Origin of the sequence: Streptomyces sp. NPDC003077, from assembly GCF_040611095.1 — a bacterium.
Classification (GTDB): Bacteria; Actinomycetota; Actinomycetes; order Streptomycetales; family Streptomycetaceae; genus Streptomyces.
Window position 1 is genome coordinate 20,974 of sequence record NZ_JBEXNM010000070.1, and the last position, 24,791, is coordinate 45,764.

The window sequence follows — 24,791 nt, forward strand, 5'->3', positions numbered from 1 at the left end:
CGATGCCCCCGGTGCCCCGAGCGCCCGTCCGCGCTGGACGACGGGCGCTCCGGGGCATGGGGGATCAGTTGAAGGCGTCGGGGTCCGGGCCGGTGCGCAGGCCCCGGTCGAGCTCCGCGATGGCGGTCATGTCGGCGTCGGTGAGCTCGAAGCCGAAGACGTCGAGGTTCTGCCGGATGCGGGCGGGGGTGACGGACTTGGGGATCACGATGTTGCCGGTCTGCAGGTGCCAGCGCAGCACGGCCTGCGCCGGGGTCACGCCGTGCGCCGCGGCGATGCGCACGATGGCCTCGTCGCCGAGGACCGCGCCCTGGGCCAGCGGGCTCCACGCCTCGGTGGCGATGCCGTGCTCGGCGTGGAAGGCGCGCAGCTCGCTCTGCTGGAGGCCGGGGTGCAGCTCCACCTGGTTGACCGCCGGGACGATGCCGGTGTGCTCCATGAGCCGCCGCAGGTGGGAGACCTGGAAGTTCGAGACGCCGATGGCGCGGGCCCGTCCGTCGGCGAGGATCTTCTCCATCGCCTTGTAGGTCTCCACGTACAGGTCACGGGCCGGGGTGGGCCAGTGGATGAGGTAGAGGTCGATGTAATCGAGGCCGAGCTTGTCCAGGGAGGCGTCGAACGCGGCCAGGGTCTTGTCGTAGCCCTGGTCCTCGTTCCACAGCTTGGTCGTGACGAACAGCTCCTCGCGGGCGAGGCCGGAGGCGGCGATGGCCTTGCCGACGCCGCGCTCGTTGCCGTAGATCGCGGCGGTGTCGATGCTGCGGTAGCCGGCCTCCAGGGCGCTGGCGACCGCGGCGGTGGTCTCCTCGTCGGGGACCTGGAAGACGCCGAAGCCCAACTGCGGCATGGTCACGTCGTTGTTCAGCGTCACGTTCGGCACGGAAGACATCAGGGGTCCTTTCGTTGGTACTGCCTTGCTGGGAAAACGGTGCGGGGAGCGGCCCGGCGGCGCCACTTCGGCGCGCGGACGGCGCCCCTGCGGCCCGCGGACGGCGCTTCGGCCCGCGGACGGCGCTCGTCAGAGGGTCTTGAGGGCGGCCCCCGCGGCGGAGGCGGTCAGGGGGCCGCGGTTGTGGTGGTCAGGGGCCGCGTCGGCGGCGGTCAGGGGGCCGCGGTGGTGGTGCTGTTCACGGGGTTCTTCCTTGTGTGGGGGCGCGCCATCGGTGCGGCGCGGGCATGTCGGGTCAGGAGCGGACGGTTCCCGCCGCGGCGGGAACGGCGCCGGGGTCGGAGGCTGCACCGGAATCGGAAGCTGCGGCGGAGTCGGATGCTGCGGCGGGAACGGCGCCAGGGTCGGACGCCGCACCGGAAGCGAGGGGGATCGCGGCGGAAGCCACGGCCGTCGTCCCGCCCGGGCGCCGCAGTTCGAGCCGGTGGGAGACGACGGCCAGCACCAGCGCGGCGGCGGCCAGAACGGCGCCGACGGCGTTGGGCGCGGCGTAGCCGAATCCGGCGGAGATCACCAGGCCGCCGAGCCAGGCGGACAGCGCGTTGCCCAGGTTGAAGGCGCCGATGTTGACCGCCGAGGCCAGCGTTGGGGCGCCGTGTGCCTGGTCCAGGACGCGTTTCTGGAGCGGCGGGACGGTGGCGAAGCCGAGCGCGCCGATGAGGAAGACGGCGACGACGGACGCGGCCTTGCCGGAGGCCAGGAAGGTGAACAGCAGCAGGACCAGCGCCAGGCCGCCCAGGGCGGTGTAGAGCACCGGCATCAGCCTGCGGTCCGCGAACCGGCCGCCGACGAGGTTGCCGGCCACCATGCCCAGCCCGAAGACCACCATCAGCCAGGTGACGGAGGAGTCCGCGAAGCCGCTGACCTCCGTCGTCATCGGCGCAATGTAGGTGATCGCGGCGAACACGCCGCCGAAGCCGAAGACCGTCATGGCCATGGCCAGGACGACCTGCGCGTTCGTGAAGGCGGCGGCCTCGTGCCGCAGCCGCACCCCCTGCGGCTTGGGCAGATCGGGGACGAGCGCGGCGACGCCGACCAGGCCGAGCACGCCGAGGGCGGCGACGATCAGGAAGGTCACCCGCCAGCCGGCGCTCTGGCCCACGAACGTGCCCAGGGGCACGCCGACGACGTTGGCCACGGTCAGGCCGGTGAACATCATGGAGATGGCACCGGCCTTCTTCTCCGGCGCCACCAGTTCGGCGGCCACGACGGAGCCGATGCCGAAGAAGGCTCCGTGGGCCAGCGAGGCGACGACGCGGCCGATCAGCATGACGGCGAAGACCGGGGCGACGGCGGAGATGACGTTGCCCAGGACGAACAGGCCCATGAGCAGCATGAGCATGTTCTTGCGGGAGATCTTGGTGCCGAGGACGGTCATGATCGGTGCGCCGATCATGACGCCGAGGGCGTAGCCGGTGACCAGGAAGCCGGCCGTCGGCACGGACACGCCGAGGTCCGCGCCGACCTGGGGCAGCAGCCCCATGATCACGAATTCCGTGGTGCCGATTCCGAAGGCTCCCATGGCCAGGGCCAGCAGTGCGAGCGGCATGACGAGGGTCCTTTGACGTGCAGGAGGGCAGGGGGGAGACGCCCAGGGACATACAGCCATGGACGCGCAAGGCGGAGTTGCACATGCGCCTTAACTGCGTACGACGATAATTGCATACGACGGCTAATGGCAAACGCAGATATACTGGACACCGTGATATGGCGGCGGGCCTCCTGCCGACGCCCCCGCCCGCCCGACCCGTCCGAGGGAGCTACCCATGACCGCCACCGACCCGGCGATGACCGCACTGGCGCACAGCTGGTCGGCGCTCTCGCTCCTGCACGGACGCATCGAGTCACGGATCGAACGGGCGCTGCAGACCGGGCACCAGTTGAGCGTGCGCGAGTACTCGCTGCTGAACGTCCTGAGCCGCCAGCACGACGGCGAGGGCGGCCACCTCCAGATGCGGCAGGTCGCCGACTCCGTCGTCCTCAGCCAGAGCGCCACGACCCGGCTGGTGACCCGGCTGGAGGAACGCGGGCTCCTCTCGCGCTACCTGTGCCCCACCGACCGTCGCGGCATCTACACCGACGTCACCGAAGCCGGCCTGCGCCTCCTGGAGGAGGCCCGCCCCACCCACAACACGGCCCTGCGCGAGGCCCTCGACCAGGCGGCCACCGAACCCGTGCTCGCGCCCCTGGTCAACGCCGTCCAGCAGTTGCAAGGCAGCACCCAGCCGGTGTGACGTGCCGGTGTGACGTGCCGGGTGGCGGTGGTGCGGCGGGGACGGGGCCGGATCGGCGGCTGAAGGCCGTACAGGCGGTCGGCCCGGGCCGCAGGTGATCGGGCACCGCCTCGCCCAAGCCGAAGACGACCGGTTCACCATCCTCAGCGTCCTCGCCGAGATCCTCCGCATCCTCGCCGAGCCGGACACCAGCGACGCCTTGCGCGCGGCTGCCGAGAAGGCCATCGACGGGACGCCCGAGGAGCTGCGGCACTTCGTTGAGGTCGGGCCTGTACGAGGTGAAGCGCTAGACCCGCGGCCGAAGCCGGAACCGCGCCGATAGGGCCGTACTCTGCCCGCCCGGGAGGCGTCCGCCTTCCCCGTCCACCGTTACCCGCCCGCTCGGGAGCCGTCCGCCGTCGGCATGAGCCTCTTCCTCTCCACGCGGCTCTCCCGCCGCCTGAGGAGCCCCGCCGGATGCCGCCGGCTCGCTCACCTGCGAGTGGGCCATGCCTCACCTGAAAGTTCCATTTCCCGCGGGCCGCGCGGCGGTATCCCCGATGATGGGACCGCTCGGGGCCGAGGGGTCGAGGAACGTGGGAGGTACGCACATGGTGGTGGAGGCCGGAACGTCGCGGGAAGAGCATGTCGTGGGGCGGGTGTGGACGGTGCGCCTGGATCCCTACGGCCGCCCTTCCGCCGGCACGGTGAAAGTCTCCTGCTCCCGCCCGGCCTGTGCCGAGCAGCGGTTCCCCGGTGGCAGCGCCGCCGGGCGCAAGGCCGCGATCGGCCACGTCAGCATGCATCTGGCCCGCATCCGCGCGGGCGGCGGGCCGCGCGGCGAGGCGTGGTGCGCCTGCCGCGCCGCCGACTGCGCGTGGCATCCCCCCGTCACCGGACACCGGGGCGGGGCGTCGTCGGCGGCGAGGACGGTGCGGTGCGGCGGCCCGGTGGTCCTGACGGTGTACGCGGACCGTGCCGGACGGCTGTGGCGGATCGCGGAGATGTGCGCACGCTGCGCCGCCGCCATCCCCGACTGCCGCGTCCTGGACACCGCCCCGCCACCGGCTCGTCCCGCCCCGCCCGGGGCGAACCACGCGGCGGGGACGCCGGACGCGGAGCGAAAGCCAGACGCAGAACGGAAGCCGGACGCGGAACGGAAGCCGCACGCGGAGCGAAAGCCGGACGCAAAACGGAAGCCGGACGCGAAGTGGAAGCCCGTCGGCGGCGCGGTGGGGCAGAGCATGGCGGCGGCGTTCTCCGACCAGGCCGCTTCCCCCGCCCACTCCCCCGCCGCCGGTGCTCCGTCTTCCCCGGCCGCCGCATCGGCGTCCGTCCCTCATGCCCGCGCCGCCGCTCCGGACGGCGAGGTGCGGCGGACGAAGCGGCGGGGGAAGATCGCGCAGCGGCTCGTCCCGCACGACCTTGAGCCGGACGACCTGCGGGAGGAACTCACCGAGCTCGGGGACGCCTTCCGCGCCTACCAGCAGCGCGACGACCCCGACCTCGTCCTCCTCGCCGGGCTCCACGACCGCAAGGCCCGCGCGTTCGCCCGGTGGGCCGACGTGAGCGGCGACGACCTGCTGCGCCAGGAGGCCGAACGCGCCGAGAAGGCGGCGGAAACCACCCGCGAGATGCACGCCAACCGCCACGGCGAGATGATCGGCGACCCGGCGAACGGCGGGCCGGTGGTGGAGCGGCTGCTGTCCCGCACCCAGGCCGCGCACGCCCGTACCGTGCTCGGACACGTCGCCGCGCACGCCCCGTACCCCGAGGCCAAGGTGCACCTCGCGGTCCTCATGATCACCCTGCGGTCCGCCCGCGCCGGCATCGGGAACGTCACCGGCCAGGACCTCAACGGCTGGCTTCAGGACGACGCCGAGCAGGTGCTGGAGCGGCTGGCCGCGGCGGACTGGCTGCGCCTGCCCGGCACGGCCGCCGAAGCGCTGGTCTCCCGGCCCGAAACCCCCACCACCATCACCGTCCCCTCCCTGCTGCCCGACCGGCCCCACCCGTTGGCCTTCGGCAAGACCACCCGTTCCCGGATCTCCGGCTGGGCGCAGAAGACGGTGGGCGACCGGAAGATCCGCAAGAAGAAACTGCCCGTCACCGCCCGGCTCCTGGCCCTGTATACCGCCGCCCACATCCGCCCGGACGGCCGGCTCGGTCCTCCCGAGGACGACGGACTCGACCTGGACCCGGTTGCCACGTTCTGTGCCCTGCCACCTGACGACATCGCCGAGCATGCGGAGCGTCTGATCACCGCCAACTGGCTTGCCGAAGCCGATATCTCGGAGGGAAGACTGCGCGGGCAGCTCAGCGAGCGGGTGCTGCCGCTGGGCGGGGTGCTGTAGGGGGCGGCCTGGTTGGTGGCGGTCTCGCGCGCCGCGCGGGTGCGCCCCGGGCCGACGCCGTTCTCGCGCGCCGCCCGGATGCGCCGGACCGCCGGGCCGCCGGGTCCGCGCGGGCGTCGTTCCCCGGGGCCGTGTGCCGCCCTGCCTCGGAGCGGCGCACGGCCGCCCCCTACGATGACCCGATGATCCAGCCCGATGCGAAGCCGTACTGGAACACCAACGTCGCCCGACACCCGGGCATCCTGCGTGCCGTCCCGCAGGGGTGCGGCGACGCGCTGGACGTCGGCTGCGGGGACGGCCTGCTGGCGCGGAAGCTGACCGACCACGCGAAGCGCGTCACCGGCATCGACAGCTCACCGGAAATGATTGCCCGAGCCCGCGAGTTCGCCGTCGGGAACCCTCAACTCGCCTTCGTCGAGGGCGACTTCCTCACCGCCGACCTGCCCACCGAAAGCTACGACTTCATCTGCTCGGTGGCCACGGTCCACCACATGGACTTCGCGTCGGCCCTCACCCGCATGCGCGAGCTGCTACGGCCCGGCGGCACGCTGGTCGTCGTCGGCCTGGCCCGTGACGCGAGCCCGGCAGACCGGGCGGTGACGCTCGCCGCCGCCCCCATCGTCCGGATCGTCAAGGTGCTGCGCCGCGCCCACGGCCCCGACGGGATGCCCGCTGCCCACCCGCAGATGGGTTACGGGCAAGTGCGGACCACGGCGCGGCTACTCCTGCCGGGAGTGCGCTACCGACGTCACCTGCTCCGCCGCTACTCCCTGACCTGGCAGAAGCCCGCCGGATGCTGAAGCCCGTCAACTGCTGAAGAACGACCCGAGCCGGGCGTACGGATCAGCGAGGACCGCGGCGCCTTGCGAGCTCTGCGGGAACTGCGAGCTCTGCGGGAACTGCGGTCACCGAAGTGAGGAGTTCCGCGAAGTGAATTACAGAGCCGCCCTCGTAACCCTCTTCCTCGTGCCGACGGCGTGGGGGGCGATGAGCCTCGGCAGTTCCCTGACGGCCTCGGGGGAGGTCGTATGTCCCGGGGAGAACGTGGGCGAGGACGGGGAAGAGCGCCCGGGCCCGATGCGACCCGGCGACACCCAGTGTTCGGTGCTGGACGGTTCGGTCGCGGTGGCGACACGCACGTACGAGCAGCAGCAGCGGGCCCAGTCCGTGGAGCGGCGCCGGGACGCCAGGGACGGCGTCCTGCTTCTCGCGTACGGCGCCACGGGGACGCTGCTGGCGTGGCGCGCCACGCGGGCGAAATCCGACGGGGAATCCGCGACAGACCGGGCGGTGTGAGTGCCCGGTGATTGATTCCGGATCGGTTGATTGCCGATGTGATCGCCCCGGAGGGAATTATCGGTAGCCGTCAGGTCATGTCGTTGGCAGGCTTTGGCCATGGATTCCCAGCTCCATCAAGACCCGTGCCATTCCTGGCTCGGCGCTCCGATCGACGCCCGCCCCCTGTTCGCTCCGGAACACGCCGCGCTGATGGCCACGCTGCGCGACCTGGCGCCCGCCGATTGGGGCAACGAAGCGGTGCCGGGCTGGACCGTCCGCGATCTCGCCGCGCATCTGCTGGGTGACTTCTACGGGCGCCTTTCCCGCGACCGCGACGACCACCGAGCAGGCCCCGCCTTCTCACCGGGCGAGACGCTGGAGGCGTTCATCCACCGCGTCAACCGGGAATGGGTGGACGCTTTCTCCCGGGTGAGCCCGGCCGCGCTCGCCGACACGCTCGATCTGATGGGCGGGCAGGTGACCCGGTTCTTCGAGCGCGTCGACCTCCACACGCCGTCATTGGGTGTGTCCTGGGCCGGTGTCGATCCGGCACCGATGTGGCTGGACAGCGCCCGGGAATTCACCGAATTCTGGACGCACCGCCAGCAGATCCGGCACGCGGTCGGCCAGGACACCGACCACGACTCGCGGCCTCTGTCCGTGGTCCTGGACACCTTCATGCGGGCGCTGCCCCACACCCTGCACGAGGTCGAGGCACCGGTCGGCACGCAGATCCAGGTGCGGGTCGACGGCCCCGCCGACGGCATCTGGGCGGCAACGGTCACTGGGGCTGCTGGGGCCACCGGGTCCGTTGCGACCACGACGGACGCCGAGTCCGCGGGGGCCACGACGGACGCCGAGTCCGCCGGGGCCACAACAGCCACTGGGCCCTCTGGGGTCGCAACGGACGCCAGACCCCCCGGCTCCCGCTGGTCGCTCGCCGAACCGGCTCTCGCACGTCCCGCCGCGCTCGTCCGTCTGGACGCGGAAACCGCCTGGCGCCTGTGCACCCGCGGCATCCAGCCGGACACCGCGCTGGCTCGTGCCCACATCGACGGCGACCGCTCCCTGGCCGAGGCCGCTTGCCGGATCGTGTCAATCGTCTATTGACCGTCGCCGCCACCACATCCGGGCCTGGTCGGAGACGTGGGCCCGATCTATGCACGATGGACGTGCTCGACGGACGATGGACGACGGACGTGCCCGGCAGGCAACCCCCGGTACGGCTCGGACATGAGCGATGCCGAGTGGGCAGCAGTGCGGGACCTGCTGCCGGTGCCGGGATGGCTGGCCGCCGGGCCACGCACCCCGGCCGCACCCCAAGGGGTGAAGGTACTCACCCAGGGGACCTACCTGCTGGCCCCGCACGGCCCGCAGGGCGCCTGTGCAGCCGCGTGGCTGAGCCGGCCCGCCCACGGCGCCGCCCCGTGACCCTGGTGATCACAACCGAACGCCGGAACGGTCTGCGGCCGGCCTCCGCGTCAGGCGCACACCGCGCGTTGAAGCCGAGCGCGGCCGCAGGCCGCGACGTGCAGCACCCCTACAGAGGGTCGATGGCCCTGATCTCGCCGTCCAGGTGGAGCCAGCGGGTGATGCCCAGCTCACGGAGGAACGCCACGTCGTGACTGGCGATGACCAGGGCACCGCGGTAGGACTCCAGGGCCGTGGAGAGCTGGCGGACACTGGCCAAGTCGAGGTTGTTGGTCGGCTCGTCCAGCAGCAGCAGCTGTGGCGGGGGCTCGGCCAGCATCAGCGCCGCCAGCGTCGCCCGGAAGCGTTCGCCGCCGGAGAGCGTCGACACCTGCTGGTCGGCGCGCCGGCCACGGAAGAGGAACCTCGCCAGCCGGGCGCGAACGGCGTTGTCCGCCGCCGCGGGGGCGAACCGGGCGACGTTCTGCGCGACCGTCAGCTCCTCGTCGAGGACGTCGAGCCGCTGGGGCAGATACCGCATCGGGACGGCGGTGGCGACCTCGCCCGACACCGGCTCCAGCTCCCCGGCGATCGTGCGCAGCAAGGTGCTCTTGCCCGCTCCGTTGCGGCCGACCAGGGCGATGCGTTCCGGACCGCGGACTTCGAAGTGGGCACGTCCTCCGTAGAGCGTCTCCACCTCGGTGAGCGTCAGCACCGTGCGCCCCGCCGGAACGGCGGTCTGGGGCAGGTCGATGCGGATCTCGCTGTCGTCGCGTACGGCCTCTTCCGCCTCTCCGAGTCGTTCCTTGGCCTCTTCTAGCTTCTCGAGGTGCATATTGCGGTGCTTGCCCGCGGCCACCTGGGCCTGCCGCTTGCGTTCGTTCATCACCACCTTGGGTTCGCGCTTGGTGTCGTACATCTTCTTGCCGTAGCGGATGCGCCGGTCGAGCTTGATCCGGGCGTCGGCCAGCTCGCGCTTCTGCCGCCGCAGGTCGGCCTCGGCAACGCGGATCATCCGCTCGGCCGCTTCCTGCTCCACGGCCAGGGCTTCCTGGTACGCGCTGAAGTTGCCGCCGTACCAGCGCACTTCGCCCGATCGCAGGTCGGCGATCTGGTCGACCGTCTCCAGTAGTTCGCGGTCGTGGCTGACGATCAACATCGCGCCCTTCCAGGAGGCGACGGCGTCGTAGAGCCTGCGGCGCGCGTTCAGGTCGAGGTTGTTGGTCGGCTCGTCCAGCAGCAGTACCTGGGGCCGGCGCAGCAGCTCGGCGGCCAGGCGCAGCAGCACGGACTCGCCGCCGGACAGCTCGCCGATGCGGCGGTCCAGGTCGACGTGGTCCAGTCCGAGCCGGTCGAGGGTCGCGCGGGCGCGCTCCTCGACGTCCCAGTCGTCACCGACGAGGGTGAAGTTCTCCTCGCTGGCGTCCCCCGCCTCGATGGCGCGCAGAGCTGCCCGGGCGGTCGCGATTCCCAGCGCCGCCTCGACGCTGAGCTCGGTGTCCAGGGTGACGTTCTGGGGGACGTAGCCGAACTCCCCGCTGACCTTCACCGAGCCCCGGCCGGGGAGGAGCTCTCCGGCGATCAGGCGCAGCAGCGTGGACTTCCCGGAGCCGTTGACTCCGATCAGTCCGGTCCGGCCGGGGCCGATGACCAGGTTGAAGTCGGTGAACGCGGGGGTGCCGTCCGGCCAGGAGAAGGAGAGGTCGGAGCAGACGACAGACGTGGTTGACATAGACATAAGAGGTCCTCCGTGAGCGTTCGTGGTCTCGACGCGGAAGGGGAAGACAGCACGCGGAAACCCGCTGGGCGGGGGAGAGGCGGTAGGCACAGCCGGCCGGGAAACAGGCCGGGGAACCGCCGGGAACGGCCCCTGCGACGGGGCGCCGTGGTGTCTTCAAGACCTCAGAAGAGCAACAGCCTTCTCCTATGAACGGCGACAAGTTCTTTTACAGCGTATAGCAACTCGCGGCGGGAGGGAACCCGTACGGAGGCCGGCACCCCGGCGTCGCGGGCGCGGCGCCTCCGCGGCGCGCGGTGCGGACGTCTCAACTGCCCGCCTGGTGCGCCGCGCGCTCCCCGCGAACACCGACAGGGTGGGGACGAGGGCCGTGCCCTGCGCCGCCATCCGGTCCAGCAGCTCGGCGGGGAGGTGCATCCCGTGCTCCAGACTGTCGGCCCCGGCCAGCACCGCGTTACGGCTGCCCTCCTCGGTTTGGCAGTGCACCGCCACCTTGCCGCCGGCGGCGTGCACCGCCTCGACGGTGGCCGACAGCAGTTCCAACGGCACCGGGGCGTCGTCCCACCGCCAGTCGCCGACGACCTTGCACCAGCCGCCGGAGGCCCGTGCCTCCTCGACGGCCGCCGCCGTCAGGTCCTTGAGCTCGATGTCCCGCCCGACGCCGGGGAAGAACCGGCCCGGGGTCGCCAGCCAGCGCCCGGCCGAACGGACCCGGGGAAGCTCCACATCGCCGTCCACCCAGGCGGGCATCCGGGCGGCCGTACCCGGCGTCCGTACGAGGAGGACGCCCGCGTCGCGGTGATCGAGCAGGTCCTTGCGCAACTGCCCGTCGCTGAACGGGACATCGAGGGCGTCCGTACCGGGATGGGTGTGGGTGTCGACGAGTCCGGGCAGCAGCCATCCCCCGTCCACGACCGTCTCGGCCCCCGCGACCGGTTCGGTGCGCAGCACTCCCCCGTCGTCGATCCAGAAGGTCCGCTCTTCCCGTTCGGGCAACACGACACCACGCACGCGCAGCACCATCCGCACACTCCTCCTGGTCGTCCGGCTGTTCTGTCACCGATGCCGGTCGTCGGGATGGTGCCATGACCACGTACGGCAGCCCGCACCCGGCCGCCTACCCGTGGCTGTCCCGCGCGGGAGTCGGCCGGGGCGGGCGGCGGAATTCAGGCCGCGGCGTGCAGGGCCTTCCGCAGGGCCGCCCCGAACTCGTCGGGGTGCGTGGTCAGGCCGGTGTGCCCGCCGGGAAAGTGCCGGAGTTCCGTGCCCAGGCGCTCGGCCAGCAGGGCGGCCGGGCGGTAGGGCAGTTCGCCGCGCGAGTCCTGGCCGCAGGCGAGTACGAGCCGGTCCGACAGCGCCGCCAGCCGGTCGACGTCCGGGGCGTAGGACATGAAGCCGGGCACGATGCGCCCGATGAAGTACGGCAGGTTGGCCATCGTCTGCTCGGCGCGCGCCGCCGCCTGGGGCGGAAGCTTGATCTCGGGCTCCGGCGCCTGCTCCGGCGCAGGCTTCTGCTCCGGCTTCTGCTTCTGCTTCTGCTTCTGCTTCTGCTTCTGCTTCTGCTCCGGCTCGTTCGTGTCGCCGTCCTTCTTCAGCCCCGCGGCGAACACGGACATCGCCGGCATGAGCCCTTCGGCCTCGAACGTCGCCCGCACGCGGGCGAGGAGCGCACGGTGTTCGGCGACGTCCGGCAGGACTTCCACCAGCGGCGGTTCGTGCGCCACGAGGCGTGCGACGCGTTCGGGGTGGGTGATGAGCAGATGCAAAGCGGCAATGGCGCCCGAGCTGATGCCGCACACCCGGGCGGGCTCACCGGACGAGAGCAGGTCCAGCACGCGCAGCGCGTCCTCGGCGTGCTCGGGCACGCGCTGTTCGACCTCGGGGTCGTCCAGCGGGCTGCGGGATATCCCGCGCGGATCGTAGGTGGCGACGGTGTACTCCGCGGCCAAGTCGTCGGCGATGGCGTCGAAGGAGGCCGCGCCGCCCGCCCCGCCGGGGACGAGGAGCAGCAACGGGCCTTGACCGCGCACCTCGTAGTGCAAGGTCGCGCCGTCCACGCGCAGGCTGCCGGTGGTCGGGGTGGTCATGAGGGGTCTCCTTCTCCGGACGGGGGCCAGTGCTCCAGGAGGGCGTGCAGGGCGTCGAGGGCGCGCACCCAGGAGTCCTGCGGCGAGCGCGCGTGCGCGAAGCCGCCCGCGGCCTCCAGGGCGACGAACCCGTGGAACGTGCTGCGCAGCAGCCGGACCGCGTCGGTCAGGTCGGGCTCGGCGAGTCCGTAGCCGCGCAACATGCCGTAGGTCAGCTCGACCGCGCGCCGCGGCCCGGGCGCCGCCGCGACGAGCTCGGGGTCGATCTGCATCGGGGTCTGCGTCGCCGTGTAGCGGCCGGGATGCCGGTGGGCGTACTCCCGCCAGGCGTTCGCGAACGCGATCAGCGCGTCCTTGCCCGCCCGCCCGGCGGTCGCCTCCGCGATGCGGATGGTCTTCTCGTCCGCCGCCAGCAGCGCGATCCGGCCGCGCAGATCCTCCAGGTTGCGGACGTGGGCGTAGAGGCTCGCGTCCTTCACGCCGAGCCGCCGCGCCACCTGCGACATGGTCACCCGGTCGAGCCCGACCTCGTCCGCCAGCTCGGCACCCGCGATCGTCACCCGCTCCGCCGTCAGCCCGGCCCGCGCCATGCGCCCTCCTTGAGTTTCCTAGGGGTCCTAGTTTTATCCTAGGGGCCCTAGGGACGCAACGGAAAAACGTTCCGCACTGGCTCGGCACTCGCCAGGGGCCTCCATGGACACCCCGAGCCCCGATGGCTTCCCAGGTGCTCCGTCGTCGTCAGGAGTTCGCGACGACAACGAGTTCCCCGGCGGGCGTCAGGAGCCCGTGAGCATGACGAGTGGCCGAGGCGCCGTCACGAGCCCGTCAGCATGACGAGTGGCCGGATCGCCCTCACACACCACAAGCGGCCCCGTCATCATCAGGAACTCGTCAGCACGACAAGTCGCTGAGTAGCCCGGGTCATCGCGACATAGCGGTCGACCGCCCCCTCGATGCCCTCGCCGAACTCCTGCGGGTCGACGAGGACGACCAGGTCGAACTCCAGCCCCTTCGACAGCTCCGGGGTCAGCGACCGCACGCGGGGCGTCGCGCGGAATGCGGGAGCGCCGATGACGCAGGCGATCCCGTCGGCGTGTTCGGCGAGCCAGGTGCCGAGGATCGGGCCGAGGTCGGCGGTGGACCCGTGGGTGACGGGGACGCCGCCGCTGCGGATGGAGGTCGGCACATTGGCGTCCGGGAGCGCGGCCCGGATGACCGGCTCGGCTTCCGTCATGACCTCTTCCGGCGTCCGGTAGTTGATGCTCAGGGAGGCGACGGTGATCCGGTCGAGCCCGATCCGCTCCAGCCGTTCCCGCCACGACTCGGTGAACCCGTGCCGGGCCTGGGCGCGGTCCCCGACGATGGTGAAGCTCCGGGACGGGCAGCGCAGCAGGAGCATCTGCCATTCGGCGTCGGTCAGTTCCTGGGCCTCGTCCACGACGATGTGCGCGAACGGGCCGGCGAGCAGGTCGGGTTCGGCGGTGGGCAAGGCGGTCTTGTCGACCAGGGTGTCCCGCAGGTCCTGGCCTCGCAGCATGGTGATCGCGGCTTCGCCGTCGTCGTCGGCGGCGAGCACGTTGTCGATGACGTCGGCCATGCGGGCGCGTTCGGCGGCGATGGCGGCTCGCTGCCGGCGCTTGCGCCGGGCCGCCTCCGGGTCGCCGAGCCGCTGCCGGGCCGCGTCCAGGAGCGGCAGGTCGGACACCGTCCAAGCCTGGGGGTCCGTGCGCCGCAACGCGCGCGCCTCGTCCCGGCTGAGCCAGGGGGCGCACAGCCGCAGGTAGGCGGGGACCGTCCACAGGTCTCCGACCAGATCGGCCGCTTCGAGCAACGGCCAGGCGCGGTGGAGGGTGGTGACGAACTCCTCGTCCCGCAGCAACGACCTGCGGAAGAGGTCGGGTGGCACGTCGCCGTCGAGCTTGTCCAGCAGGATCGTGACCAGCGCCTCCCAGATCTGCTCGCGCGCCTCGTTGTGCGGTGTGCCGGGTTCCGGGGCGTCGAACGCCTCGGCCCAGTCCTCGGCGCTCAGCCAGAGGTCGGCCCAGTCGGTCGTGACCGTCATCCCCTCGGCGGGCGGCTCCTCGTAGAACCGGACGGCCGTCTCGATCGCGCGCACCACCATGTCTGCTGACGACTTCAGCGCGGCCACGTCCGGATCGGCCTCGACCGTCGCCTCGGCTCCCTCGGCGACGAGATCCCGCAGCGTGCAGGTCTGCACGCCCTCCTCGCCGAGGCTGGGCAGGACGTCGGCGACGTAGGCCAGGTAGGGCTGGTGCGGACCGACGAACAGCACGCCGCCCCGACGGTGCCCGAGGCGCGGGTCGGAGTAGAGGAGGTAGGCGGAACGGTGCAGCGCGACGACGGTCTTCCCCGTCCCCGGGCCGCCGTCGACGACGAGAGCACCACGGGACCCGGCGCGGATGATCGCGTCCTGGTCGGCCTGGATGGTGCCGAGCACGTCGCGCATCCGCGCCGACCGGTTGCCGCCCAGGCTGGCGATGAAGGCGGACTGGTCGTCGAGCGCGGCGTGCCCGACGAGCCCGCCCTGGGTGAACACCTCGTCCCAGTAGTCGTTGATCCGGCCGCGGGCCCAGCGGTACCTGCGGCGGCTCGCCAGTCCCATCGGGTTGGCGTGGGTGGCGCCGAAGAACGGCTCGGCCGCGGGCGAACGCCAGTCGAGCAGCAGCCGGCGACCGGTGCTGTCCGTGAGGCCGAGCCGTCCGACGTACACGGGCTCGTCGTCGTCCGCACCGACCATGCGTCCGAGGCACAGGTCCAGCCCGAAGCGACGCAGTGCGCGCAGGCGCGCGGCCAGCCGGTGGACCTCCGCATCCCGGTCCATCGCCTGCCGACCCGCGCCACCGGGTGCTTTGCGCTCCGCGTCGAGGCGGTCGGAGAGCTCGGCGATCGTCTGCTCAAGGCTCTCGGCGATGGCGGCGAAGTGCTCCTCGTCGTCGGCTATGAGGGTGGGGTCGGCTTTGGGGGAAAGGCGGTCGGGGAGGTCGAAGACGCTGGTGGTGAGGGGGGGCATGTTTTTGTCCTTGGGGCTGTTGTGGGGGGTGGTTTGTGGTGGTTGCGAGGATTTCGGGGGTTGCGGGGGTTGCGCGCGGTGGGGGGTTGGAGGGGCGGTGTGTCGCATTCGGGGACGAGTTGTGACGAGTTGGGCTCGGGCTGGGTGGGTTCGGTTGGGGGGCGGTTTGCCGGAGCGCCGGGTCGTCGGTTCGTCGGTTTGGGTCGCCGGGTCGTTGGGTCGTCGGGGCGGTTGCCGGGGTTTACGGGTGTTCGTGTGTCCTGGCCGTTCCAGGGCGCGGCGCCGCGATCCTGCGTGGTTGCCGCGATCCCGCATGGTTCAGGCGCGCGTCGGCCGTCCTTCCCGCTCCGTACGAGCACCGGCCGCCGTACCCGGCTCCCGGCTGAGCTCGTCAAGCAGGAGTCCCGTGGCCACCGTCGCCCCGTCGGTGCGTACGGTCCCGGCCACAGCTCTAGCGCGGGCGCGGGTCTCGGGCGTCAGGGCCGTCCGCAACGCACCCGACAACGAGGCGAAAGTGGGAGTCGGCCCATCGTGTGCCGCGCCGATGCCCAGCTCGGCGACCCGGCCCGCCCAGTACGGCTGATCCGCCGCCTGGGGCACCACCACCTGCGGCACGCCGGCCCGGGTGGCCGTCGTCGTGGTGCCCGCGCCGCCGTGGTGGACGACGGCGGCCACCCGCCCGAACAGCGCCTGATGGTTGACCTCGCCGACGGCGAAACAGTCGTCCCCGTCGTCGATCAGATCCAGCCCGGCCCAGCCACGCCGGACGAGTACGCGGTGGCCCTGCGCGCGGATCGCCTCGATGGTCACCCGGGCGGCGTCCGGCGACGCGTGCAGGGGCATGCTGCCGAAGCCCACGTACACCGGTGGCACGCCCGCGTCCAGGAACGCCACCAACTCCGCGGGCAGCGGACGTTCGTCGGGCAGGACCCACGCGCCGGTCTGTACGACGTCGAGGTCCGTGGGCCGCCACGGGTCCAGCGTCGGGTCCGTCGCCAGCCACGGCCGGTCGCCGAGGACGTAGGCGCGGACGTCGTCCACCGGAGGCAGGCCGAAGGAGGCCCGGTTGGTGTTGAGCGCCGCGCCGAACAGCGCGTCGATGCTCCGCGCGTCCAGCTCCCACAGCTCCCGGTTGTCCGTCACCTCCGGCGGGAAGGGCCTGCCGGGATACGCCAGCGGCGGACGGTGCCGCGACGGCAGCGTGAGCTGCTGGAAGGTGACGGATACGGAGCGGATGCCCAGTTTCTCGGCCACGGACAGCGCTCCGGCCGCGGCCGGCAGCACACCGGTCGCCACCAGCACGTCGCACCCCTCGGCCGCCGCGGCGACGGCCTCGAATTGGTCGGCGATCAACTCGGCCGCGCGCTCGGGCAGGGACGACGGCCGCGGCGCCGCCGTCGTCAGCGCCCGCGCCGACCGGCCGACAGGGACGAGCGGCACGCCGACACCGGCCAGCAGGTCCACGAACTCCTGATCCGGCGGCGCGCACACCCGCACCTCCGCGCCGCGAGCCCGCAACCGCACCGCGAGCGCCGCCAGCGGTTCGACGTCCCCGCGCGACCCGTACGTCGACAACAACACACGCATTTCGCGACTCCCATTCCGCGGATTCCGGCCCTGGCGTTTCACGAATTCCAAGCCTGGGCTTTCCCCGGATTCCGATCTCGGCGTGCCGTGGATTCCGGCCTCGGCGGGTGATTCTGCGGCACGACCGGGGCCTTGCCGCAAGGCCCCCTGTGCGCTATAAATTAAGAGTGGCAAGGAGAGTGTGACCTCCTTGCCTTTGTCTTTTGCGGCCTTTGCCGGGCGTCGTCCGCTATGGACGGTCCGCTGCGGCCGGTTCGCTATGGACGGTTCGCTCTGGACGGTTCGCTATGGGCAGGCGGAACCGGTGGGGCCGTCAGGCGATGGCGTCCGGGCTTACCGAGCCGGGACCGTCCAGCAGCGCCCCACCTGGTCAAAGGCATCCGTCACGTCATGGCAAAGGACTGCGTCACGACAAAGGTCTCCGTCATGTGGCGGCGTGGCGTGGCCGGCACGATCCGATTCGGCGCACTGCCCCGGCAGACACGCGAGGTCCCGCCTCCCGACTCCCGGACCTCGGGTCTCAGTGCTCGGGTCTCAGTGCTCGGCTCTCGGCTCCCGGCTCCCGGCTGTACTCGCCGATGGTGAGGCACCCCGACCAGACGTGGGAAACTCCCCGCGTCCCATGGCAGCGGGGATCGATTCGCGGTCCGTCGCGGTCGTCGCCACCGTCCCGACACCTACTTCCGGATGCGACGCGGGCAAGAAACTTCCGTGTCGTGAATTCCGCGAGTTCGCGGTAACTGAAGGCCCTTCGACATGATCCCGAGGGCGGATTCACTACCCCGAGGGCGCATTCACTGAGTTCTGGCGGACGAACCCGTGGCTTCGTGGTCAACTCACGGGGCCGGTCTCGACGGCCGGCACCAGGTCGGCACCGAGCGGGCTGAAGTCGGCGGCGACCGGGTCGAGTCGTTGGCGTACGCCGCCGGCGACACAGCCGTGACGAGTGCGTCCGGCGAAGTCAGGTGCGAACAAATCCGGCCGGGTCGGCCAGGTAGCGGTCGAGGTCCGGGTCTTCGTGGAGTGGAGAGAACTCGTCGTGAATCTGCCATGCCGGGCCGAGTTCGGTACGAAGTCGGCCGAGCGCTTGGCGTACCGCCTCATTGAAGTCGCGGCACTCCGCTTCCCGCCACGGTCCCGGGTTCGGGGGGTAATCCCAGTTCAACGACGTGTCGTAGCGAGCTATCAGCCTGCTCAGACCGTCGCGGAGGTCGTGACTGATCGGTAGTCGGCCCAGATCAACCGGCTGCCCCCACACCTCCCAGTCCTCAAGGGCCGCCCACAGCACCGCATCTGAACCCGCATCGAAAAAGAATCTGGCGGTGGGCATGGCATCGGCCTTTCGATAACTATCGGTTCGAGCAGCCACATGGTATTCAACGAGGCTGGCGCAGCAGCCGCACAGTCTCCGGTTGCGGCCGACGCCTCGCCCTCATCTCCATCGCAGATCGATCGGACGAGGTGAGAGCTATTCGAGAACCCTGAAGCCCCGTCACCGGATCGGAGAACACCCCAGGAAGGCCGAACACAATGGCCGCATGAACAAGGGCTGAGCAGGGCTCGGCGAAATTCCCGGGATGTCGCCCAGTCTGCTGGAAGTTCCGGTACCAAAGACGCCTGTCGCGGCGGCCTCGCTTGGCGCCCGGCAGCCTTCCGGAACGGTGTGACCGGGGCCCTTTCCCGAATCCGCACGGTAGCGCCGGCGGTGTCCGCACAGGCCGTACTTCATTCGACATCGACATCGCCCATGACTTCGAGGAGGCGGGAGAGGACTCGGAGGCAGGCGTCGATCTCGGTTTCGGTGAGGTCACCGCCGGCCTGACGCAGCACTGCGCGTTCGCGGTCGATGACGGCGGTGATGGCGGCCTGGCCCTGTTCGGTCAACCGGATGAGGGATGACCTCTTGTGGGCCGGGTTGGGAACGGACTGGACCAGACCTCGCGCCGCCGCGTCGTTGACCATGCGCTGGAGGAACTGGCGGCTGAGCGCCTGCGCCCGGCCCATCTGCGGGACGGTCAACGGGCCGTGCTCGCGCAGCAGGCTGAGCACGGCCCGTACCCCCGCCGACAGCCCCTCGGCGGACATGTCTTGCTCCACCTTGCGGTGGGTGCGCCGGTACAACGGCCCCACCAGGTCGAACACCTCGGTGAGCCGGTCCGTCAGCTCTTCGGACAGCAGGTCGGGATCTGTTTCCTTCACGCCGCCATGATGGCACCTTGGTTGCCATTCTCCTCCAATAATGACACCTTGGTTGTCATGAGTGATCTGTTCTGGCTCGACACCGGCACCGGCTCACCCCTCGTCCTGCTGCACGGCGGCTTCCTGGACCACCGCATGTGGGACGACCAGATACCCGCCCTCGCCGCGCGGCACCGCGTCATCGCGCCCGACGCCCGCGGCCACGGCCGGTCCACCAACGCCACCGAACCGTTCCGGCACACCGACGACCTCGCCGCGCTGCTGAGGCACTTGGGCATCGGCCCCGCGGTCCTGGTAGGCGTCTCCATGGGGGGAAGCATCGCGGTCGACACCGCTCTGGAGCATCCGGAACTGGTCAGTGCCGTGGTCGTCAGCGGCGTCGGGACCAGTGAGCCGTACTTCACCGACCCCTGGACCACCCGAACCCTGACCGCCTGGCAAACAGCGATGGCCGCCGGCGATGTGGACGCCACCGTCGAGGCATTCACGCTCTTCGCCGCGGGCCCGCACCGCACCCTCGACGATCTCGCCCCTCAGGTCGTCGACCGCCTGCGCGAGATGACCCGCGGCACCCTGTCCAAGCACACCCCCGACGAGCCCGACCTGCGCCTCCCTGTCCGTGACACGTGGAACCGTGTCGCCAAGATCGACGTGCCGGTGCTGGCCATCAACGGAGCCATCGACTCACCCGACCACATCGGCATGGCCGAACGCCTCACCCGCACCGTCCCCAGCGGCGCCGCGATCTCGATCGACGGCACCGCCCACTACCCCAACATGGAACGCCCGGAAGCCTTCACCAAGGCCCTCGAAGACTTCCTACGCACCTTGTGACCGCAGGGCTAGCGACCGCAGGGCTAGCGACCACTGGGCTTGTGACCGCAGGGCTTGTGACCACTGGGCTTGTGACCACACGGCCGACTCATCAGCCCCGAGATCACCGACCCACCAATGGCGGCCAGACAGCTCTCCAGCCAACTGGCCGCCAACCGGGGCTCCCAACCGATCACCCTCACCGGTCACCCTCACCAGTCGCATCCGAGCCCATTACGCCCGCGGGTGCGACCCCAAGGTTCAAGACGGGTTCCAGAACAGCCCCTGTCCCTCCCGTCCCGATCACCGCGTATCGGTACGCCGTTCCAAACGGGTCCCCTGCCGCAACGTGATCGACATCAGATCGCTCGGCGCGTCCAACTCCAGCCGGTGCCAGCACCCCCGGGGAACGATCACCGCGCTGCCCGCCCGCAACCGCACCACGTCCTCGGTGCCGTCGGGCCCGGCCGGACGAAGGAAGAGGCGGAACCCGCCGGTCAGACAGCACACCGCTTCGTCGGCCTCCGGGTGCATCTCCCAGTGGTCGGCGTGCACGTCGGCGTCGGTCTCCACGTGGAACGTCGCGATCTGCCAGGCGCCGGAGTCGCCGCTCGTCATCCGTCGCCCGGCGGCGCGGACATCGCCGCCGGGGTGGATGTGCAGCGCCGAGGCGAACAGGTCGATGGGGGTGGTGGCGATCGTCGTCATGAGGGTGTTCCTTCCAGTCGGTTTTCCGTGGCGGCGTCGGATCGCGGGACGGGCGTCCCGGCATGAGGACCGGGCGTTTCTTCCGGTCGGTTCTCCGCGAGGGCTGCGGATCGCGGAACAGGTGTCCCGGCCCGGGGACCGGGCGTTCCTTCCAGTCGGTTCTCCACGAGGGCTGCGGATCGCGGAACAGGCGTCCCGACCCGGGGACAGGGCGTTCCTTCCGGTCGGTTCTCCGTGAGGGCGTCGGATCGCGGAACAGGCGTCCCGACCCGGGGACAGAGCGTTCCTTCCGGCCGGTTCTCCATGAGGGCGTCGGATCGCGGAACAGGCGTCCCGGCCCGGTGGGAACGGGGCAGCACGGCGATCGCCACGACCGCCGCGAGGGCGAAGAGGGCGGCGGCGACCGCCAGGCCGAGTGCGTAGCCGTCGTTGAGCGCGGCGGGGCCGGGGGTCGCGCCGGTGCGGTGCGCGGCGAGGGTGGCCAAGGCGGCCAGGCCGACGCAGCCGCCGAGTTGGCGGGAGCTGTTCATGAGGCCGGAGGCCATGCCGGCCTCGTCGGCGGTGACGCCGGTGGTCGCGGCGGCGACGATCGGGGCGATGACGAGTCCGACGCCGACGCCCGTGACGACGCAGGGGCCGAGTACGTCGGTGAGGAAGCCGCCGTCGGGGCGGATGAAGGCGAACCAGGCCAGGCCCGCGGTGGCCAGCAGGGCGCCGGGTACCAGGGACGCCCGGGGGGTGCGCGCCGCGGTGACGCGGGTCGCGACGAGGGTGCCCGCGACCAGGCTCGCGGAGAAGGGCAGGAACGCGGCGCCGGTCGCCGCGGCGCCCATGCCCAGGACCTGCTGCATATACAGGGACACGAAGTAGAAGGCGGCGAACTGCCCGGCCGTGGAGAGGAAGACCAGCACGTTGGCGCCGGCGACCCAGCGGCTGCGCAGCAGGCCGAGGCGCAACAGCGGGGCGGGGGCCCGGTGTTCGACGAGGACGAAGGCGGCCAGGAGCGCGACCGCGGCGGCGAGCATCGCCCAGGTGACCGGGGACCCCCACCCCTCGGCGTCCGTGCGGACCACCCCGAACACCAGCAGCCCGACGCCGCCGGTCGCCAGGACCGCGCCGAGCACGTCCGGCCGCTCGCGCCGGGCGGGGCGCGCTTCGGCGGGCACGCCCGTCAGGACCAGCGCGAGGGCGACCGCCACGATGGGCAGGTTGATCAGCATCACCCAGCGCCACCCCGCGTACTCGGTCAGCAGTCCGCCCGCCAGCACTCCCAGCGCTCCGCCTGCGGCGTTCACCCCGCTCCACACGCCGAGCGCGCGCACGCGGGACGGCCCCTCGGTGAACGTGGTGGTGAGCATCGCCAGCGCGGCCGGGGCGGTCGCGGCGGCGCCCAGGCCCTGTCCGGCGCGGGCCGCGATCAGTTGCCAGGGCGCCTGGGCCAGCCCGCCCGCCAGCGAACACACCCCGAAGACGATCAGCCCGAGCACAAACAGCCGACGCCGGCCGTAGAGGTCGCCAGCGCGGCCCCCCAGCAGCAGGAATCCGCCGAGGGTGAGCGCGTAGGCGTGCACGACCCACGACAGGCCGAGCGGCGCGAAGCCCAGCGCGTCACGGATCGCGGGCAGCGCGACATTGACCACCGACAAGTCCAGGGCGACGGCGAACTGGGCGACGGCGACCGCCGCCAGCACCACGCCCGGACGCCCCCGTACGTTTTTATACATGTAAGAAAACTACAGTCGGGAGCTCGCCGCTGTCGAGAGGTGAGAGATGATGAGGACATGCCGCAACCGTCCGCGCCGCGCGAAACCCCGCGTGAAGCACCGCCCGCAACCCCGCGTGAAGCACCGCTCGCAATCCCGCGTGAAGCACCACGCAACCCCCCGCCCAAACCCCCGCGCGAAGCACCGCACAAAACCCCGGGCCGAGCCCCGGGCCGAACCTCCGGCCGGGCGCCCGGCCGACCTCCGCGTATCTCCCGCGACGACGTCATCGAGACGGCCCGCCGGATCGTGACCGAGGAGGGCGTGCACCGGCTGACCATGCGGCGGCTGGCCACGGAAGTCGGCAGCACGCCGATGGCCCTCTACCACCACGTCCGCAACAAGGAAGAGCTGCTCGTCCTGCTGCTGGACGACTACGCCGCGCGGACGCTGCGCCGCCCCGAACTGCCCGCACACCCGCGGGAACGGATCATCACCACCGCCGCCACGCTCCACGAGGCGCTCGCCGCCTGCCCCTGGATCGTGGAGGTACTGACCGCCGACGACCTGATGTCCACCTCCGCGCTGTGGTTCGTCGAGCAGATCGTGGACGGCCTGATCGCCTGCGGCCTGTCCCCCGAGCGAGCCGTGCACGGTTACCGCACGATCTGGTACTACACCGTCGGAGAGATCGTCGTCCGGACGACGGCGGACCGGCGGCGCGCGGACGACGACCGTGCGACCTACCGGGAGCGGGTCTTCGGCGATCTCGACGCGGCCGAACTCCCCCGGCTGGCACAGGTCGCGGACCGCTGGGCGCCACTGACCGCCGAGGACACCTATCTGGACGGGCTCCGCGCGTTGGTGGCCGGGCTCCTTCCGAAGGGCTGACGGGTCCGGCGCCGATGTGGTCGCCACCGAGCCGCCCGCCGCGATCCTCGCCCGCGCCCTGGGCATCGACGTCATCTCGTTCTTCACGGTCCGCTACGGCGGGAAGTCGGCCGGCAGCGCGCGCCACTTGCAGCCCGAATCGGTCGGATACCGGATCGCGTCCACGATCTCGCGACGGGGCCACTTCTCCGGGCGCCCGCCGCGCGGGGTGCGGCAGGCGGGCACCGGCAGGAGGGGCTCCAGGACCACCCACTCGGCGTTGGTGGTGTCGGTGGGTAGGTGCGTCGGCGCACGGCGTCCCCTTTGAGCTGGATCATGGCCAGGGTCAGGCGGCGATCAGCAGGTCCAGGGCCCCGACGCGGTCCTCCTTGCGGTCCTTGGGGGCCACCGCGGGCCGGCGCAGGAAGTCGCTGGTGACCGGGGAGAAACTCGCCCAGTTCGACCGCCGCGCACCCGGCGGCACGGCGATCAACCTCGATGTGCCGCGCATAGTGCCAGCTCAACCGAGCCGGGCGAAGAAGGGAAGGAGGGCCCTGGGATCATCAGGGGATGGCCAGCAATGAGATCCGGTTCGACTGTCAGCGCCGCGACGGTTATGACAACGCGCATGAGGTCATCCCATGCGTCGACGGAAAAGCGCTCACCGACCTGATCGACAAGTTCGAAACCGAGGCCGGGATGCAGCCCGCAGGCGACGCCTACGGCGGTCTGATCCCGGAGTTCTTCCGGTTCGGACCGATGACGGACCACTTCCACGGACGGTCCACCAAAGCCATGGGGCCGAAGACACCTGTTCTCGGCTGTGAATGCGGCGAGTGGGGCTGCTGGCCGCTCACGGCCCGCATCACCGTGACAGAAGATCTCGTGATCTGGGACTCCTTCGAGCAACCCCACCGCCCGCAACGCGACTACATGGCGTTCGGTCCCTTTCAGTTCGACCGGAATCAATACGATGACGCCTTGCAGGCTCTGAGCGCGGAAATGAGACCCGATAGCACGTGATCGCACCCCATCCACCCCAGCGGGAAGCGTTCGGCCGACCATCCCCATAAGTGCGGAGAAGAAATCGGGACTGCGCGAGCGTCGGCTCCGGCCCCACCCGAGCGACGTGATCGCCCCGACTGCGGACGGGGTGTCATCGTGAATGGACGCGCTACCTACGTGGGCAGTTGCTTGACGGTCTTGACGACGCTGGCCCGTGCGTGCTCGCCCCGCAGTTCGCGCGGCCAACGCTCGTCGATGGCGAACGCGGCTTTTCCGCCGTCAGCACATACGTATGCCCAACTCGCGGTCGGGTTCGGCGCCGGAACCACGACGGCTTACCGCTATGTCACCGAGACTGCGAGCTCCTGGCCACCCCCGCCCCCAGCCTGACCGACGCGGTGCGGACCGCGTCGGAGAAGGCATACCTCCTCCCGGACGGCACACTCCTGCCGATCAACCACATCGCCGCGGACCGGCCGTTCCACAGGCCAGCAGGCCGTGAACCGGCCCCACGCGAAGATCCGGGCCCTCGCCGAGCAGGCCGTCGCCACCCTCAAGCCCTGGCGGCTCCTCCGCGAACCCCGGTGCTCGACCACCCGGATCACAAGCCTCGTCCAGGCCGGACTGTCCCCACCCTTCATCCGACCAGCTCAGAGTGAGGGTGGAAAAGGCTCAGTGGTTCCGCGCTCCTCTCTCGCCGTGGCGAGATCGGCGCTGACCGAAGGCCGGTTCGTGGGGTGGCAGCGGGGCCGCCCCGGAGGAGGGCGGGGGGCGGGTATAAGTATAAGCCGAATGCGGCGCGCACCCCGGTGGGGGGGGCCACAAAAACAAAAATACAAAAAAAAA

Annotated in this window: 21 protein-coding genes and 4 pseudogenes; 11 read left to right on the forward strand and 14 right to left on the reverse strand. The window is 71.2% G+C overall.

Translation table 11 applies throughout. The annotated features are described in order from the left end of the window. Positions 1-64: 64 nt before the first annotated feature. Entirely contained in the window at positions 65-889 is an 825-nt protein-coding gene (locus tag ABZX96_RS31605) for an aldo/keto reductase (RefSeq protein ID WP_355551003.1), read from the reverse strand. A 295-nt stretch (positions 890-1,184) separates the two neighbouring features. Beyond that, positions 1,185-2,498, reverse strand: a complete 1,314-nt coding sequence (locus ABZX96_RS31610; RefSeq protein ID WP_355551005.1) for an MFS transporter — start codon at positions 2,496-2,498, stop codon at positions 1,185-1,187. 217 nt (positions 2,499-2,715) lie between these two features. On the opposite strand from ABZX96_RS31610, the gene ABZX96_RS31615 reads away from it, so the two are divergent. From ABZX96_RS31615 to ABZX96_RS31645, 7 genes and pseudogenes are all read left to right on the forward strand, one after another. Beyond that, positions 2,716-3,183: a MarR family transcriptional regulator gene (locus ABZX96_RS31615; RefSeq protein WP_355551007.1), complete on the forward strand. Its 468-nt coding sequence runs from the start codon at positions 2,716-2,718 to the stop codon at positions 3,181-3,183. A gap of 100 nt (positions 3,184-3,283) precedes the next feature. Next, positions 3,284-3,505 (forward strand): annotated as a pseudogene (locus ABZX96_RS31620) (ALF repeat-containing protein); the annotation flags it as partial. 253 nt (positions 3,506-3,758) lie between these two features. After that, positions 3,759-5,516: a hypothetical protein gene (locus ABZX96_RS31625; protein ID WP_355551009.1), complete on the forward strand. Its 1,758-nt coding sequence runs from the start codon at positions 3,759-3,761 to the stop codon at positions 5,514-5,516. A 182-nt stretch (positions 5,517-5,698) separates the two neighbouring features. Continuing rightward, positions 5,699-6,316: a class I SAM-dependent methyltransferase gene (locus ABZX96_RS31630; protein WP_355551011.1), complete on the forward strand. Its 618-nt coding sequence runs from the start codon at positions 5,699-5,701 to the stop codon at positions 6,314-6,316. Positions 6,317-6,446: 130 nt separating this feature from the next. Continuing rightward, entirely contained in the window at positions 6,447-6,812 is a 366-nt protein-coding gene (locus ABZX96_RS31635; protein WP_355551013.1) for a hypothetical protein, read from the forward strand. 99 nt (positions 6,813-6,911) lie between these two features. Next, on the forward strand, positions 6,912-7,904 hold the full coding sequence (locus ABZX96_RS31640) for a maleylpyruvate isomerase family mycothiol-dependent enzyme (RefSeq protein ID WP_355551015.1): 993 nt from the start codon (positions 6,912-6,914) through the stop codon (positions 7,902-7,904). Between the two features lie 123 nt (positions 7,905-8,027). Then, on the forward strand, positions 8,028-8,225 hold the full coding sequence (locus ABZX96_RS31645) for a hypothetical protein (RefSeq protein ID WP_355551017.1): 198 nt from the start codon (positions 8,028-8,030) through the stop codon (positions 8,223-8,225). Positions 8,226-8,334: 109 nt separating this feature from the next. Here ABZX96_RS31645 and ABZX96_RS31650 read toward each other — a convergent pair whose 3' ends face one another. The 8 genes from ABZX96_RS31650 to ABZX96_RS31685 form a co-directional block, all read right to left on the reverse strand. Next, positions 8,335-9,942, reverse strand: coding sequence for an ABC-F family ATP-binding cassette domain-containing protein (locus ABZX96_RS31650; protein WP_355551019.1), 1,608 nt, complete (start codon positions 9,940-9,942; stop codon positions 8,335-8,337). A gap of 186 nt (positions 9,943-10,128) precedes the next feature. After that, positions 10,129-10,965, reverse strand: coding sequence for a hypothetical protein (locus ABZX96_RS31655; protein WP_355551021.1), 837 nt, complete (start codon positions 10,963-10,965; stop codon positions 10,129-10,131). Positions 10,966-11,108: 143 nt separating this feature from the next. Beyond that, the gene (locus ABZX96_RS31660) at positions 11,109-12,029 is read right to left on the reverse strand and encodes an alpha/beta hydrolase (RefSeq protein ID WP_355551023.1); all 921 of its coding nucleotides are present in this window, start codon (positions 12,027-12,029) and stop codon (positions 11,109-11,111) included. Further along, the gene (locus ABZX96_RS31665) at positions 12,026-12,619 is read right to left on the reverse strand and encodes a TetR/AcrR family transcriptional regulator (protein WP_355551025.1); all 594 of its coding nucleotides are present in this window, start codon (positions 12,617-12,619) and stop codon (positions 12,026-12,028) included. The genes ABZX96_RS31660 and ABZX96_RS31665 overlap by 4 nt, the downstream gene beginning before the upstream one ends. Positions 12,620-12,909: 290 nt before the next feature. Continuing rightward, positions 12,910-15,060, reverse strand: a complete 2,151-nt coding sequence (gene helR, locus ABZX96_RS31670; protein ID WP_355551027.1) for an RNA polymerase recycling motor ATPase HelR — start codon at positions 15,058-15,060, stop codon at positions 12,910-12,912. A gap of 318 nt (positions 15,061-15,378) precedes the next feature. Then, positions 15,379-16,647: a glycosyltransferase gene (locus ABZX96_RS31675; protein WP_355551029.1), complete on the reverse strand. Its 1,269-nt coding sequence runs from the start codon at positions 16,645-16,647 to the stop codon at positions 15,379-15,381. Between the two features lie 961 nt (positions 16,648-17,608). Beyond that, entirely contained in the window at positions 17,609-17,977 is a 369-nt protein-coding gene (locus ABZX96_RS31680) for a hypothetical protein (RefSeq protein WP_355551030.1), read from the reverse strand. Positions 17,978-18,372: 395 nt separating this feature from the next. Further along, on the reverse strand, positions 18,373-18,846 hold the full coding sequence (locus tag ABZX96_RS31685; RefSeq protein ID WP_355551032.1) for a MarR family transcriptional regulator: 474 nt from the start codon (positions 18,844-18,846) through the stop codon (positions 18,373-18,375). A 57-nt stretch (positions 18,847-18,903) separates the two neighbouring features. On the opposite strand from ABZX96_RS31685, the gene ABZX96_RS31690 reads away from it, so the two are divergent. Continuing rightward, positions 18,904-19,680, forward strand: coding sequence for an alpha/beta hydrolase (locus ABZX96_RS31690; protein ID WP_355551034.1), 777 nt, complete (start codon positions 18,904-18,906; stop codon positions 19,678-19,680). A gap of 282 nt (positions 19,681-19,962) precedes the next feature. On the opposite strand, the gene ABZX96_RS31695 is transcribed toward ABZX96_RS31690, so the two are convergent. Then, positions 19,963-20,367, reverse strand: a complete 405-nt coding sequence (locus ABZX96_RS31695) for a cupin (RefSeq protein WP_355551036.1) — start codon at positions 20,365-20,367, stop codon at positions 19,963-19,965. A 347-nt stretch (positions 20,368-20,714) separates the two neighbouring features. Next, positions 20,715-22,091, reverse strand: a pseudogene (locus tag ABZX96_RS31700) (MFS transporter); the annotation flags it as partial. 249 nt (positions 22,092-22,340) lie between these two features. Between ABZX96_RS31700 and ABZX96_RS31705 the strand changes: the two are divergent. Beyond that, positions 22,341-22,961 carry a helix-turn-helix domain-containing protein gene (locus ABZX96_RS31705; protein ID WP_355551043.1) on the forward strand — a complete coding sequence of 207 codons (621 nt, stop codon included), beginning with the start codon at positions 22,341-22,343 and terminating at the stop codon, positions 22,959-22,961. A gap of 96 nt (positions 22,962-23,057) precedes the next feature. On the opposite strand, the pseudogene ABZX96_RS31710 reads toward ABZX96_RS31705, so the two are convergent. Beyond that, positions 23,058-23,237, reverse strand: a pseudogene (locus ABZX96_RS31710) (transposase); the annotation flags it as partial. A gap of 49 nt (positions 23,238-23,286) precedes the next feature. Beyond that, positions 23,287-23,451 carry a hypothetical protein gene (locus ABZX96_RS31715; RefSeq protein ID WP_355551038.1) on the reverse strand — a complete coding sequence of 55 codons (165 nt, stop codon included), beginning with the start codon at positions 23,449-23,451 and terminating at the stop codon, positions 23,287-23,289. A gap of 59 nt (positions 23,452-23,510) precedes the next feature. Between ABZX96_RS31715 and ABZX96_RS31720 the strand changes: the two genes are divergently transcribed. Continuing rightward, positions 23,511-23,963: a hypothetical protein gene (locus ABZX96_RS31720; protein WP_355551040.1), complete on the forward strand. Its 453-nt coding sequence runs from the start codon at positions 23,511-23,513 to the stop codon at positions 23,961-23,963. A 267-nt stretch (positions 23,964-24,230) separates the two neighbouring features. Further along, positions 24,231-24,575, forward strand: a pseudogene (locus tag ABZX96_RS31725) (IS5/IS1182 family transposase); the annotation flags it as partial. Positions 24,576-24,791: the final 216 nt, after the last annotated feature.